Source organism: Chryseobacterium cupriresistens, from assembly GCF_046614675.1.
Lineage (GTDB): Bacteria > Bacteroidota > Bacteroidia > Flavobacteriales > Weeksellaceae > Chryseobacterium > Chryseobacterium cupriresistens.
The window spans coordinates 1,042,621-1,056,248 of sequence record NZ_JBKKJT010000001.1; the positions used below are offsets into that span (position 1 = coordinate 1,042,621).

Genomic DNA, 13,628 nt, shown 5'->3' on the forward strand with positions numbered 1-13,628 from the left:
ACCAATCGGTATATTCATAGACAAAAAAAATCTTACTTTTTGTAAGACTTTATTATTTATGCTCTGCTTAGTTGGTCTAATCTTTTCAACAGCGTAGGCATTCTGTAATCGCCATGCATCTGTTGTACTTTTAATTGAACTTCATCTACATTTATTCCTTTCGCTGTTACAAAAAGTGGGGTTTTACTTTCTCCACGAACTGCATTTCTTCGTTGGGAATCAGGAGTTCTAAATTCATTCTTTGCAATCCCAACAATAGGATATTTTTCTTTCAGTTCTTCATAAAGATGGCCGCCTAAGCCAATTTTCCCATTATTATCCAAAGTGACATATCCATCAACAATGATAATGTCTTCTGGTCTTAATGTTATTTTTTTTAGCAGACTCAAAATACAGGGCAATTCTCTTTTGTAAAAAGCCCCGCTTTCATATTCTGAACTTACGGGAATCTGTTCTATAAAGACTTCCACTTCTTTTTCAGAGGTCCAGTCTTCAAATGCAATACACACGGTATTGGCATAATCCTCATAATAATAGGTATCAAATGCGTAAATCATATTTATTTCTTAAAAAACTCACCGAAGTGCCACAATATTCCTGAAGGATCATGTACAAAGCACTCTTTCCCCCAATCCATTGTTCTTACAGGAGTAAGCCTCACATTTTCATATTTTTCTGTAAGCTCCAGAGACAAGAGTTCTTTCCAGAATTCATCTGTATTGGCAACTTCCATAAAGATCATGGTATTATCCACCCAGTCTTTTGCATAATAATCCTGGAGATAAAAACCGATTTCTTCTCTTGTAAATAAAGACAATTTAGATTCCAGAACTACTTCTTGAAATCCCATATCTCTGTAAAAATTTCTGCTGATCTCAAAGTTTTGCGCTCCGATAAAAGGTCTGATGGATTTCAGTTTTGGTGTCATAATTTTTTATTTTTCCAGTTTTCAGAACTCATTTGAAACTTGATTTCTCCTTTTCCATGGGGTACAGCTTCCTTCCATCCAGATTTTCTGTAAAAGATTTCAGCCCTTGTTCCAGGTGAAGTACCCAGCCATACGGAATCTTTATTTTGTTCAAAATACCAGTCCAGCATAATATCATGGAGTTTCCTGCCTATTCCAAGGTTTTCAAAATCCGGATGCACAAAGAGCGCCCAGATATTGTTTTCTTTCAGATCTGCAATGGAAAAACCAACGATCTGATCTTCCATCTCACAAACCCAACCTTTTCCTCTTTGGAATAGAAATTCCTCACAATCTTTATCGGTAACCAATCCAGGATCTGACAGCGTGTTTTCTTTCACGGAGTTTCTCACAATCTGTATTTGTGGGATATCTTCTGGCTTTGCTTCCCGGATTATTGTTTTCATGGTAATGTTTTTGCTGGCAGTTTACAGGAATGATATTTTTTTAACCTTATCAAGGTTTAAAAAAATATCATTCCAATTAAAATTAATAATTATTTTCTGTCAACCACAATTCTTTCTTCTCTGTTGGCAATATCCCATGCAGTGGTAAAAATAAGCTGGGTTCTTTTCTCCAGCAACTGATAATCAATTTTTTCAGGATCATCACCTGGTTTGTGATAATCTTCATGAATACCGTCAAAGAAAAATGCTACAGGAATATTATGTTTAGCAAAATTATAGTGGTCTGAACGGTAATACAATTGTTCAGGGTCATTCAAGTCATCGTATTTGTAATTCAATTCCAGATTGTTGGTCCTTTTGTTAGCTGCTTCGTTAATGACTTTAAGCTGAGAGCTTAGCATATCAGAACCAATCACATAGACATATTGTTTTCCTCTGTTGGCAGGATCATCACGTCCGATCATATCAATATTAAGATCAACCACGGTATTGGCTAACGGGAAAACAGGATTTTCGGAATAATATTCTGAACCGAAAAGTCCATGTTCCTCTCCTGTAACATGGAGAAACAGGATTGATCTTTTAGGCCCTTTTCCTGCTTTTTTAGCCTGTTGGAATGCTTTTGCAATTTCCATTACAGCTACAGTTCCACTTCCGTCATCGTCTGCTCCATTGTACACAACTCCATTTTTGGTTCCTACGTGATCATAATGAGCAGAAACCACCACAATCTCGTCCGGTTTTTCACTTCCTTCAATAAAAGCTAAAATATTTTCAGAATCCGGAAGGTTACCTCCTCCTCTTTTCTTCATGAATTCAGACGGTACTTTCTGATAGTAAGAGCCTAGTGCTTTAGGAGCTGAAATACCCAGATTCTTATAGTAATTAATCATATACTCACCCGCTTTTTTCTGTCCTTTGCTTCCGGTATCACGCCCTTCCATATCGTCTGCTGCAATGACGTAAAGGTTTTTCTTTAAATCCTCTGCATTAATCTCTTTATAGGCATTGTTAAACGCTTTGTTATGTTTTGTGGATACAGGATGTGAAGTATTCCCGTCAGATATTTTTGCCGTTCCACAACTGGTTACTACAGCCATTGCCAATAACGGAATAAGTATTTTTCTCATAAAAGATAAATTTCTTAAAAATAACAATTTTTATTGAATCCCAGTATTAATAATCAATAGGACAAAATAATATGCAGTTCATTACAAATCTACCAACACATAAGCTTAAGTGTAATTTTGATATTAAAATTTTATTATATTTGATAAAAATACAAAATAAGTGAAAGAAATTTACGGATTTACTCATTATTCCTTTTTTACGGAAATGTCCGAGCTGGCAGCCAGGCACGGAAGCTTTGATCTTTCTCTGGGACTTCCCGATTTTGATATTGATGAACGCCTGAAAGTATTTTTAAAGGAAGCTGCTGAGCACAACACGCATCACTATGAACCTCTTGCAGGCAATCCTCTGCTGATGGAGAGCATTATCAGATTCAATGCAAAACGAACTCATCAAATAACGGTTACCACAAAGGAAATCACGATTGTACCCTGTGCAACCTTTGCTTTATATACTGCACTTAAATCAATTCTGAATCAAGGTAATGAAGTTATCATTATTCAACCTTCATACTACACTTATGGGCCAGCTGTTGTTATGAATAGAGGAATTCCTGTTTATTATGATCTTGATGGTGATTTTACCATAGATTGGGATCTGTTTAAAGACTGTATTACTGAAAAGACAAGAGCAGTCATTGTCAACTCTCCCCAGAATCCAACCGGAAAAATATGGAAAAAAGAAGACTGGAATCAGCTCTATGAACTGATCAAAGACCGTGATATTTATTTGATTTCAGAAGAAATATATGATACTTATTGTTATGATGAAACTGAACATTACAGTTCTTTCATCCATCCTGAACTCAGGAAAAAGACTTTCTGTATTTTTTCTTTTGGTAAAATGTTTCATACTTCGGGATGGAAAGTGAGTTATATGCTTGCTTCAGAAGTTTTAACAACAAGATTTCAATGTCATCAACAGTATATTTCTTACAGTGCCAATGCTCCTGCACAATATGCTATCGCAAAATATCTCGACGTATTTGATCCGGATCTCAATAAAAAACTCATGCAGAAAAAAAGAGATATTTTTAATGAAATGATTAAAGAAACACCGCTTCAGATCGAACAACAAGCGGAAGGAAGTGTTTTTCAGGTTGTTAATTTCAGGACTATTTCTAAAAGCATGACAGATGTAGAGTTTTCAAAATGGCTTACCATTGATAAGAAGGTTTCCTGTCTTCCACTTTCTGCATTTTATAATTCAAGGGAGAATTCTGATTATGTCAGGTTTAGTTTTGCTAAAAAAGATGAATTGATTATTCAGGCTTTGGAGCATTTGAAAAGAAGTCTTTAATTTTTCTGGATTTGCTTTTCCCAAAGATCACACAGATTTTCACAGATGATGGTGGATATTTTTAGACTGTATTTATAATACAAAAGCACCGCCATAGCGATGCTTTTGTACTATTTTCACATTGATTTTAAAGAGCCAATACTCTTACATCAATTCTTCTGTTTTTTGCTTTGCATTCATCAGTATCATTAGCTTCACAAACAGGATGCTGTGAACCATATCCTTCTGCTTCTATTCTGTCTCCGGAAATACCTAGTTCGAGCAGTTTAAGTTTGGCTGTCTGCGCTCTCAGATTGGATAATTTAAGGTTACTGTCCTCGTTACCACTGTTGTCTGTATATCCGCCCAATTTTATTTTCAGATCAGGATAAGCATTTAAAATTTCCGCCAGTGTATTAAGCTGAAGCGCGGATTCTGCTTTCAGATCGCTGGAACCTGTTTCAAAATAAAGGTTTTCAATGGTGTACCATTTATTGGGATCTAAAGCCGATTTATCTTTTTGTTTCACCACATTATAAAGCTGGTAAAGCTGGCTTCCATCCCCTATGGCAATTGTTTTACCTCCATTCAGTTTTATTTTCTGGATATTTCCTGTTTCATACACAAAGTCCCCGTTTTCGTTAAGATATCCCTTAATTTCTCCGGGAACAGCAGTAATGATCGGAGTCTCGCCACTTGCAGCTGTTGTCATACCGGAAACTCCTGTAAGGCTTTCAATTTTTGCTTTTCTGTTAGCTTCAATTTTATCTTTATGCAAAACAGCTAAAGTAGGTGCAATCACCAGAGAAACGATTGACATTAATTTGATCAGGATGTTCATCGATGGTCCTGATGTATCTTTAAACGGATCTCCCACCGTATCACCTGTTACAGATGCTTTGTGTGGTTCTGAACCTTTATAATACGTCTGTCCATTAATATCAACTCCTTTTTCGAAGGATTTTTTCGCATTGTCCCACGCGCCTCCTGCGTTATTCTGAAACATTCCCATTAAGACACCACATACTGTAGCTCCCGCCAGGAATCCTCCTAATACTTCAGGTCCGAAAATAAAACCGATTAATAAAGGAGAAACGATAGCAATCGCACCAGGCAGCATCATTTTTCTGATGGACGCATCGGTAGAAATGGCTACACATTTTTCATATTCCGGTTGCGCTTTCCCTTCCAGAATTCCCGGAATTTCACGGAATTGTCTTCTTACTTCTTCTACCATTGCCATAGCAGCCTGTCCTACTGCGGTAATCGCCAATGAGGAGAAGATAAACGGAATCATCCCACCTACAAAAAGTCCGGCAAGAACATCTGCTCTGTAAATATCAATACCATCAATTCCTGCAATTCCTACAAAAGCAGCAAATAAGGCCAATGCTGTTAAAGCAGCTGAAGCAATGGCAAATCCTTTTCCTGTAGCAGCCGTTGTATTTCCTACGGCATCCAGAATATCTGTTTTTTCACGTACTTCTTTGGGAAGTTCACTCATCTCAGCAATACCTCCGGCATTATCTGCAATAGGTCCAAAAGCATCAATAGCAAGCTGCATGGCTGTGGTAGCCATCATTCCAGCTGCGGCAATTGCCACTCCATAAAGCCCGGCACACAGATAAGAACCATAAATTCCTCCCGCCAATACAATAATAGGAAGCAAAGTAGATTCCATTCCCACGGAAAGCCCACCGATAATATTGGTTGCATGCCCTGTAGAAGATTGTCTCACAATACTGGAAACGGGTCTTTTCCCCATGGCAGTGTAATATTCTGTAATAATGCTCATTAAAGTTCCCACTACCAGACCTACCATGATAGCTCCGAATACACCCATTTTCGTAAACTCATGACCTCTGAGAACCATTTTTTCAGGAAGGATATACGTTACCAGGAAATAGGAAGCAATAGCCGTAATCACAATACTTCCCCAGTTTCCAAGATTTAATGCATTTTGTACGCTGGAAGTGGATGAGCCTTCATTATCATTAATTTTCACAAATAAAGTTCCGATCATTGAAAATATAATTCCTGTTCCTGCAATCAGCATCGGTAAAAGAATCGGGGCAAAGCCTCCGAAGGCGTCATCAGAAATGGTTTCTCTCCCCAATACCATAGTAGCCAGAACCGTTGCAACATAAGATCCAAAGAGGTCTGCACCCATTCCTGCAACATCTCCTACATTGTCTCCAACGTTATCTGCAATGGTAGCCGGGTTTCGGGGATCGTCTTCGGGAATTCCGGCCTCCACTTTTCCCACAAGGTCAGCACCTACGTCTGCCGCTTTTGTATAAATACCGCCTCCTACTCTTGCAAAAAGGGCGATAGATTCAGCACCAAGAGAAAATCCGGTGAGAATTTCAATGGTTCTTTCCATTTCGTGGGAATCTACGGTAGCTTCAGGGGCAAAAATCTGCTTAATGATCAGAAATAAAGCACCTAATCCTAAAACAGCAAGACCAGCGACTCCCATTCCCATCACAGAACCTCCGGTAAAAGATACTTTAAGGGCTTTTGACAGTGAAGTTCTTGCCGCTTCAGCTGTTCTGACATTAGCTTTGGTAGCGATTTTCATTCCGATAAAACCTGCACATGCTGAGAAAATAGCACCTACTACAAAGGCAATTCCTATACTCCAGTGTGAATTGGCATTACTTGATCCCATCACTGCCAGTAAAATGGCAACGACTACAACAAAGTACGTTAAGATTTTGTATTCAGCCTTTAGAAAAGCCATTGCACCATCTGCAATGTGGCCGCTGATTGTTTTCATTTTTTCATTTCCGGCATTCTGTTTATTGACCCAGCTGCTCTGAAGAAATGTATAAAGCAAAGCTATGACACCAAAAATTGGCACTAACACAAATAGATCCATAGTTTATTATTTTATATTAAAAAATTGAGATTAGTCTTATAAATATAATGAAATTATAAACACGCAATAAAATTCACTAATAATAATCTATTATTTTGTAAATTTGTTTCTCACTGTAATTTGAATTAATTATTTATGAAAAGGATTTTATATACTCTTTTTTTATCTGTAAGCATAAGCAGTTGCCATAATAAGATACCTAAAGAAAAAGCTGAAATTCTCTATTTCGGAGGTCCTATTATAACCATGGAGGATTCTCTTCCGCAAGTTGAAGCAGTAGCAGTTAAAGACGGGAAAATACTTTTTGCCGGAACAAAATCGGAGGCAGAACGTTTTTCAGAACCGGCCACTAAAATGATTAATTTAAATGGAAAAACCCTTCTTCCCGGTTTTATAGATGTTCATGGGCATCTTACTTCAAGAGCAGGAATTATGGATGCTGTAGATCTGTCTCCCGACCCCTATGGCACGGTGAATTCAATCAAAGATTTGCAGAATACAATTAAAAACTATATCAAAAACAATAAAATTACCGGTCAGCAGCCCATTATCGGAAATGGGTATGATGATGCGATTATGACAGAGCACCGTCATCCTACAAAAACAGAACTGGATGCCATCAGCAAAACCAATCCTATTATTGTTATTCATGCTTCGGGCCATGCCAGCGTTGCAAACAGCGCCATGTTACAACTGCTGGGAATAACAGAGTCATCAAAAGATCCTGAAGGAGGACACATTGGCAGGGACAAAAAAACAGGAAAACTGAACGGAAAACTAGAAGAGAATGCCAGTTTCACTGCTTTATTGACCTTAACGGAAAAAATGAATACAGGCAAAGATCCTCAGGCTCACGCCATGGAAAACCTGATGAAGGCTCAGGATGAATGGCTCAGCTATGGACAGACTACCATTTGTGATGGGAGAACAATGGGCGAAAGTGTTGCTCTGTTAGAAAAGGCAGCATCTCAACATCTTTTTAAAGCTGATGTTGTATACTTTCCCGATTATGAATATTTCAAAAAGGATTTCAACAGTTTCAGACCAAAATATATGAAATATGAAAACCGCTTGAAACTGGCCGGGTTCAAATTTTCTGATGACGGTTCTCCACAAGGTAAAACGGCCTGGCTCACTCAGCCTTATTTAGTTCCACCTGAAGGTCAATCTAAAGATTACAAAGGATTTCCCATCTTTACGGATGAAACGTTATATAACGACCTGAAAACACTTTTCCAGAATCATATAACCGCACAGCTTCATGTGAATGGAGATGCTGCAATAGATCAGGCTATACGGGTTATTAAAAGGTTAAAAGATGAAAATATTTACCATCCGGAATTGCGGGCAACGTTAATTCATGTGCAAAACAGCCGCCCGGATCACATCCAAAAGATAAAAGAACTAGGGATAATTCCTTCTTACTTTTCTACTCATGCGTATTTATGGGGAGACTGGCATTATTCAAGTGTTTTCGGTCCTGAAAGAGCTGCTTTTATAAGTCCCGCCAACTCAGCATTAAAAACAGGAATTACGTTTACCATTCATCATGACGCCCCGGTTACACCACCCGATCTGATTACCGCAGTTTATGCAGCAGTGAATAGAAAGACGCGTTCGGGAATGATCTTAGGACCTAATGAAAGAATCACTCCCATGGAAGCTTTAAAAGCGATTACCATTAACGGAGCCTATCAGTTGCAGGAAGAAAATAAAAAAGGTTCTATTAAAGCAGGTAAAATGGCTGACTTTGTTATTCTTGATCAGAATCCTTTAACGATAAGCCCTGAAAATCTCAGAAATATTAAGGTGCTTGAAACGATAAAAGAAGGAAATTCCGTATACAAAAGAAACTGAATTTATTGATATCATAAAATATTCACAAAGAAAAAGCAGATGAATTTTCATCTGCTTTTTTGTATGCGTTGGGAAGAAAATCTTATCCTCCGAATTTTTCTGCGTAATCAGCCTGAGAAGCTTTGATCACTTTTCTTGCGTGCTCAGCTCCGTAAACTTCCTGGATTCTGCATTTTGCAGGCTCATCCGGTAAGTTTTTATAGGTAAGGAAGTAGTGCATTAATCTTTTTACTTCTGCTTCCGGTAATTCAGAAATATCTCTGAAGTGTCCGAAAGCGTGGTCATTGATCATTACAGCAACAATTTTATCATCCGCTTCACCACCGTCGATCATTTTGAAACCACCGATTGGAATAGCTTCCATCAATAAACCTCCTGCATGGATGTTGTGAGAACTTAAAACACAGATATCAAGCGGGTCATGATCTCCCATCGTTACATCATCAGCTCCAGCCTCTATAGCAAGTTTCATTACTTCATTGTGGCAGTAAGTTCTAGGAACAAAACCATATAAAGCAGGGATAATGTTAGAGAATTTCTGCGGCCTGTCTACCTTTAAATATCCTGTTTCTTTATCTACTTCATATTTAATAGTATCTGAAGGAACAATTTCCACAAATACGTTTACAACATTTGGCGCATCTTCTCCTGCAGAAATTCCGTGCCATGGATGTGCTTTAAAATTTGGAATCATTATTTATCTGTTAATTTTTAAGTTATTATTAAAATTTCTTTTCTTAAATCTTCAATGGTTTCAGCAATATAGTCGTTGCCTTCCATATAGTTCATGATGAAAATCGTTTTGAATTCATCCAGCTGAACTTCTCCTTTTAACCCGTCATAAGTTTTATGAAGCAGTTCTATAATTGCATTTTTTGAGTCTACGATATTCTTCCAGGAGTTTTTTGTAATGTATAACTGCTGTGAAGAGTTGTATTCAAATTCTTCATTGATCGCCTTTTCAGTCAGGAAAATAAACTCATGAACGGCCAGTCCCCTGTCGAACCTCTGTATAAGGTTGGAAGGCTTCATTCTGTCCAGAAACAAGGTCATTCTTTCATAAGAATGTGCTTTGTTCTCTGAGTTGGATTTCACACTAAGTAATTTGATTTCCTGGTTCTTAAGAGTAATATATGAGTGTACAAATTGTCTGAGCAAAACCAGAAAAGGAATTGCAATAATCAATGCAAATGCATAGGGTAAATATCCTGATAGACTCGTCATAATTTTAGACTGCAAAATTACTAATTATTTTCCGTCTTCTAAAGAGTTTTTAAAGATATCCACTTTAGAAATTTGTATATAGACCAAAGCAAGGATAATTATAAGATAAAAGCCAAGCATCATCCTGTTTACCAAAGACGGAAAAACCAAAAATCTCAGCATGACAGTTGTGTAAATAGCAGCAAAAAACAAGAGCTGAGCCTGATTCTTTTTATTGTAAAACGAGAAGCGATTGGCTAAAATGATTACAATAAAAATCAATAAGATTGGAAAGTAGGAAGAATTGAACTCCAACATTACATTACTTTTAATAAAGAGAATATAATCTGCAAAGGAAAACGGATCAGGCTGTGACACAGGATAAATCTGAACTTTGGTAAACTGATTCATAAAAAGTGCAGACCACGAAACCTGATTAAAAGCCTGTATTAAAAAGAAGGAAAGAAATATATATCCATATGATACCAGTAATGAACCTGTTGTAATCTGAAAGTTATTTCTATAAAAATAAATAAGGGCGTACAGGAATGAATAAAAAATAAAATATTCAGGCCTTGTAAGCACACACAGCATAGCCAATATGCCTGCGAAAAAGAAATTTTTTCTCACTAAAAATACATAAAAGCTCAAAAGAAGCAGCAGGCATGATAAGGAATCTGCTGAAACATGCCGGGCCGATTCCGGCAAGGGCTTGAACAGTGAAATTAAAACAGTAAGGATAAAGGCAAGAGGATAATTTCTCAGAATTTTTATCAAAAAGCTGAAAATCAGAACCAGAATTAATGCATAAGAGATAACTGAAATCAGGGAGATTGAAGCAGAAGCACTGAAACCAAGCTTAAACAATGACCAGCCGATAAAATTATAAAAAGGTTTTACCACAAAAAGCTGTAACTCTTCTTCGTAGGCTTTGGGATTTTGCGAGATGATTTTATAGTAAGTACTCTCCCCTTTGGCTACTTCCTCAGCCATTGGATTAACAGAACCAAGTCCCGCGAAATCAGGACTTTTTTCTCTCAGTTCGTCATATACCCTCTGATGAATTTCTTCAATTTTCATTTCAGGATATTCCGTTTTATAGATGAGTCCCATATAGGCTTCCATATCAGTATTGTAGTAATGGTGGGTATACAGGTAGTATGACATAACGCATACATACATTGAAAATATAAAAACAAGAATATTCTTCTTTTTTCCCATACACTGATATTAAGAATACAAATGTAAAAAAACTATCATTTAAAATGCCTAAAGAAAGTTTTTATGAAGAAGTGCCCTAAAGTTCAAACAGAGCAGGTCTTTGTGTTACTTCATGATAACAGACACTATTTTCATCAAAGAAATGGTAAACAAGGCTTTTTCTGGTTCTGTTTTTATCTGTGTGAGGTTCTCCGCCGTGAAGAATATTGGCATGCCAGATCAGTAAATCTCCTTTTTTGGCTTTAAAAATTTCTTTCTTTAAGCCTAATTCTTTTACTTTATCTTCCAGAAAGGTTTCATAGGCTCTGTAGCTTTTCTTGCCGATTTTCAGGGCTGTACCTTCATTATCATAATCAGAATTCAGGAAATAAGGAAGCTTATGACTTTTAGGAATATAATGAAGCGCTCCGTTACTTTCGTCTACATCTTCCAGGGCAATCCATACACCTAATAAACCACCTAATGGATACGTGGTCATGTGAATACTGTCAGAATGGGTTTTCTGCTGGCTGCCATTGATAAAATTGATACTTTGGAAAAGTTTGGATTTTCCGTCAAGCAAAACAGATAAAAATTCTAACAGTTCTTGATCACTTCCAATATTTTTAATGATTTCTGAATGATGGATCGCAAACATCAGTTTTCCTCCGTATATAAATTTCAAAGTCCCATCCTTCATCAGTTTATCAATTTCAGTATTGATTTGATCTGCTGTTTCCGGACTAAGGAAATTTCTCAGAATCATATACCCATTCTCATCATACTGAAGAGCACTTTCTTTATTTTCTTCAGAAAGCTTCTTAAAAAAAGGGGTTTCCTTCAATTTTGTATAATCCAGTGTTCTTTCACTAGTTGGAAGATGAGCAAAATCTTTGCTTGAAATACTTGAAAAATAGTTCTTATTGATTCCGTATTTTTTATATAATGGAATATTATGCTTTAATTTATTCTTTTTAAACAAGTTATAAAGCATGTATGATAATTTGTACTGACGAATCTGTTGTAACATAACTGTTTTACTAAGGATTTTATAAAGTTACGGAATATTACTTAATTAGAACCAATCTAAACAATGCTTTTCATCATAAAAAAGACTTTCCTCTTAATATAAGATACCCTAACTTTTTGAAAAGGTTCTTTTTTGAATTCTCAATAATTCCGTAAGGCCTTAATTCCGGCCGGAATCCGCGGAAAAATTCCTCAATATTGGGGAGTTCTCCTCCTTCAAAATCAAATATATGAGTTTCAATATTCTCTTTAATGACATGATCAATCAATACGGATGCTCCTGATAATCTGACATAATTTTTATCATTAAAATTTCCTAAAAGCGCTACCATACCACAGTCCGTATAGGTAGCAATTATATTGATAATCTTATGCTGATAGTAAAATGCCGTAAATTTGAGGTAACCAAGATGATGAAAACTTTCAAAGATCCTCATGAATTCTCCGAGATCATTTTCTTTGCTCAACCCTATAGTATTCGCTTCAATAAAAGCTTTAGCTTTATCATAAGTGATTGTTTTAATTTCTGATTCTTTTAAAACACCTTCATCTAACCGAAGTTTTCTTTTTCTTTTGGGTGAGTATCTCGAATATACTTTCTCATAATCCTCAGGATACAGTAAAAAATTCTTCTTGATTCTGATCTTTGTACGAAGCTGATTGACATCATTGAAAGGATATGCCCTGATCATATAGTTTTTTTCCAGATATTCCAGAAAAGCCTCATTAAGATCCACATCATCTTTAACGGAAAAAACACCAAGCTGCTGACAAAGCTTAGGGTTATGCACGATTTTCAGCCCATATTTTCTTACGAAAGGAACAGGCATTACTGCTTGGTAATCTTTATAAACAAGAATTTCCCAGGGCATTGTAGAAGTAGTATCTAAGAAATGCTTTGTAGCAGAATATTTTCTCTGCTCGGAATTTTCTAAACACTGAGCATATTTTACAAAGTCAATTTCATGGTATTTTAATCTTCTAATCATAACAATCCTGCGTCCGAGAAACTAAAATAAGCATCCTGCGTGACAATAATATGGTCTAAAAGCTGAATACTTAGTGTATTTCCTGCTTCTTTTATTTTCTGTGTGATATTGATGTCTTCCCGGCTTGGTTTTAAGCTTCCGGAAGGGTGATTGTGGGCAATGATAATGCCGGTTGAAAAATGATCCAGTGCGGCTTTATAAAGAGTTCTTACATCTACAATAGACTGGCTGATTCCTCCCTGGGTAAGCTGGGAAACATGAATCACTTTATTACTGTTGTTAAGGAAAATCGCCCAGAATTCTTCTGTTCTCAGGTCAGAGAGCTGGTTTCTGAGAATGACATAGGCATCGTGACTGTTTCCAATCACCGTTTTTTCAGGAATTTCCTGAACAGCTCTTCTTTTTCCGATCTCTAAAGCTGTAATGATTGAAATAGCTTTTGCAGCACCAATTCCTTTGAATTTCATCAGGTCTTTAACGGATAGCAAACTTAGCTGATGCCAGTTGTTATTGACAGAATTCAGAATTTTTCTTGCAAGCTCTACAGCATTCTCATCCCTGTTTCCACTTCCCATAATAATTGCCAACAGCTCAGAATCCGAAAGTGAGCTCTTGCCTTTCTGCAAAAACTTTTCTCTGGGTCTGTCATCTTCTGCAAGAAATTTTATAGCCATGGAAAGGAATTA

13 protein-coding genes are annotated in these 13,628 nt (G+C 36.8%); 2 read left to right on the top strand and 11 right to left on the bottom strand.

Going from position 1 to position 13,628, the window contains the following annotated elements; genetic code table 11:
* Positions 1-56 precede the first annotated feature (56 nt).
* From ACLI50_RS04815 to ACLI50_RS04830, 4 genes are all read right to left on the bottom strand, one after another.
* Entirely contained in the window at positions 57-557 is a 501-nt protein-coding gene (locus ACLI50_RS04815) for an endonuclease V (RefSeq protein ID WP_343640019.1), read from the bottom strand.
* A 2-nt stretch (positions 558-559) separates the two neighbouring features.
* Positions 560-928: a VOC family protein gene (locus ACLI50_RS04820; protein WP_062670171.1), complete on the bottom strand. Its 369-nt coding sequence runs from the start codon at positions 926-928 to the stop codon at positions 560-562.
* Positions 925-1,374 carry a GNAT family N-acetyltransferase gene (locus ACLI50_RS04825; protein ID WP_411413277.1) on the bottom strand — a complete coding sequence of 150 codons (450 nt, stop codon included), beginning with the start codon at positions 1,372-1,374 and terminating at the stop codon, positions 925-927. The genes ACLI50_RS04820 and ACLI50_RS04825 overlap by 4 nt, the downstream gene beginning before the upstream one ends.
* Before the next feature lie 89 nt (positions 1,375-1,463).
* Positions 1,464-2,504 (bottom strand): M28 family metallopeptidase, encoded by a 1,041-nt coding sequence (locus tag ACLI50_RS04830; protein ID WP_343640023.1) that lies wholly within the window; start codon positions 2,502-2,504, stop codon positions 1,464-1,466.
* Positions 2,505-2,664: 160 nt separating this feature from the next.
* Between ACLI50_RS04830 and ACLI50_RS04835 the strand changes: the two genes are divergently transcribed.
* Positions 2,665-3,804 carry an aminotransferase class I/II-fold pyridoxal phosphate-dependent enzyme gene (locus ACLI50_RS04835; protein WP_137903999.1) on the top strand — a complete coding sequence of 380 codons (1,140 nt, stop codon included), beginning with the start codon at positions 2,665-2,667 and terminating at the stop codon, positions 3,802-3,804.
* Positions 3,805-3,931: 127 nt separating this feature from the next.
* On the opposite strand, the gene ACLI50_RS04840 is transcribed toward ACLI50_RS04835, so the two are convergent.
* Positions 3,932-6,664 carry a sodium-translocating pyrophosphatase gene (locus tag ACLI50_RS04840; protein WP_343640026.1) on the bottom strand — a complete coding sequence of 911 codons (2,733 nt, stop codon included), beginning with the start codon at positions 6,662-6,664 and terminating at the stop codon, positions 3,932-3,934.
* Between the two features lie 135 nt (positions 6,665-6,799).
* Between ACLI50_RS04840 and ACLI50_RS04845 the strand changes: the two genes are divergently transcribed.
* On the top strand, positions 6,800-8,521 hold the full coding sequence (locus tag ACLI50_RS04845; RefSeq protein ID WP_411413278.1) for an amidohydrolase: 1,722 nt from the start codon (positions 6,800-6,802) through the stop codon (positions 8,519-8,521).
* An 82-nt stretch (positions 8,522-8,603) separates the two neighbouring features.
* On the opposite strand, the gene ACLI50_RS04850 is transcribed toward ACLI50_RS04845, so the two are convergent.
* The 6 genes from ACLI50_RS04850 to radC form a co-directional block, all read right to left on the bottom strand.
* Positions 8,604-9,215 (bottom strand): inorganic pyrophosphatase, encoded by a 612-nt coding sequence (locus tag ACLI50_RS04850; RefSeq protein WP_047495607.1) that lies wholly within the window; start codon positions 9,213-9,215, stop codon positions 8,604-8,606.
* 17 nt (positions 9,216-9,232) lie between these two features.
* Positions 9,233-9,745, bottom strand: a complete 513-nt coding sequence (locus tag ACLI50_RS04855; protein WP_137903997.1) for a DUF7935 family protein — start codon at positions 9,743-9,745, stop codon at positions 9,233-9,235.
* 24 nt (positions 9,746-9,769) lie between these two features.
* On the bottom strand, positions 9,770-10,945 hold the full coding sequence (locus ACLI50_RS04860) for a hypothetical protein (protein WP_343640035.1): 1,176 nt from the start codon (positions 10,943-10,945) through the stop codon (positions 9,770-9,772).
* A 76-nt stretch (positions 10,946-11,021) separates the two neighbouring features.
* Positions 11,022-11,954 carry a phytanoyl-CoA dioxygenase family protein gene (locus ACLI50_RS04865; protein ID WP_411413279.1) on the bottom strand — a complete coding sequence of 311 codons (933 nt, stop codon included), beginning with the start codon at positions 11,952-11,954 and terminating at the stop codon, positions 11,022-11,024.
* Between the two features lie 73 nt (positions 11,955-12,027).
* Positions 12,028-12,942: a hypothetical protein gene (locus ACLI50_RS04870; protein ID WP_110008691.1), complete on the bottom strand. Its 915-nt coding sequence runs from the start codon at positions 12,940-12,942 to the stop codon at positions 12,028-12,030.
* Positions 12,939-13,616 (bottom strand): RadC family protein, encoded by a 678-nt coding sequence (radC, locus tag ACLI50_RS04875; protein ID WP_202842601.1) that lies wholly within the window; start codon positions 13,614-13,616, stop codon positions 12,939-12,941. Before radC ends, ACLI50_RS04870 begins: the two co-directional genes overlap by 4 nt.
* Positions 13,617-13,628: the final 12 nt, after the last annotated feature.

Bases quoted from the DNA above. Each gene is read 5' to 3' on its own strand.
- ACLI50_RS04815 (WP_343640019.1), bottom strand. From the start codon at position 557: ATGATTTACGCATTTGATACCTATTATTATGAGGATTATGCCAATACC.
- ACLI50_RS04820 (WP_062670171.1), bottom strand. From the start codon at position 928: ATGACACCAAAACTGAAATCCATCAGACCTTTTATCGGAGCGCAAAAC.
- ACLI50_RS04825 (WP_411413277.1), bottom strand. From the start codon at position 1,374: ATGAAAACAATAATCCGGGAAGCAAAGCCAGAAGATATCCCACAAATA.
- ACLI50_RS04830 (WP_343640023.1), bottom strand. From the start codon at position 2,504: ATGAGAAAAATACTTATTCCGTTATTGGCAATGGCTGTAGTAACCAGT.
- ACLI50_RS04840 (WP_343640026.1), bottom strand. From the start codon at position 6,664: ATGGATCTATTTGTGTTAGTGCCAATTTTTGGTGTCATAGCTTTGCTT.
- ACLI50_RS04845 (WP_411413278.1), top strand. From the start codon at position 6,800: ATGAAAAGGATTTTATATACTCTTTTTTTATCTGTAAGCATAAGCAGT.
- ACLI50_RS04850 (WP_047495607.1), bottom strand. From the start codon at position 9,215: ATGATTCCAAATTTTAAAGCACATCCATGGCACGGAATTTCTGCAGGA.
- ACLI50_RS04855 (WP_137903997.1), bottom strand. From the start codon at position 9,745: ATGACGAGTCTATCAGGATATTTACCCTATGCATTTGCATTGATTATT.
- ACLI50_RS04860 (WP_343640035.1), bottom strand. From the start codon at position 10,945: ATGGGAAAAAAGAAGAATATTCTTGTTTTTATATTTTCAATGTATGTA.
- ACLI50_RS04865 (WP_411413279.1), bottom strand. From the start codon at position 11,954: ATGTTACAACAGATTCGTCAGTACAAATTATCATACATGCTTTATAAC.
- ACLI50_RS04870 (WP_110008691.1), bottom strand. From the start codon at position 12,942: ATGATTAGAAGATTAAAATACCATGAAATTGACTTTGTAAAATATGCT.
- radC (WP_202842601.1), bottom strand. From the start codon at position 13,616: ATGGCTATAAAATTTCTTGCAGAAGATGACAGACCCAGAGAAAAGTTT.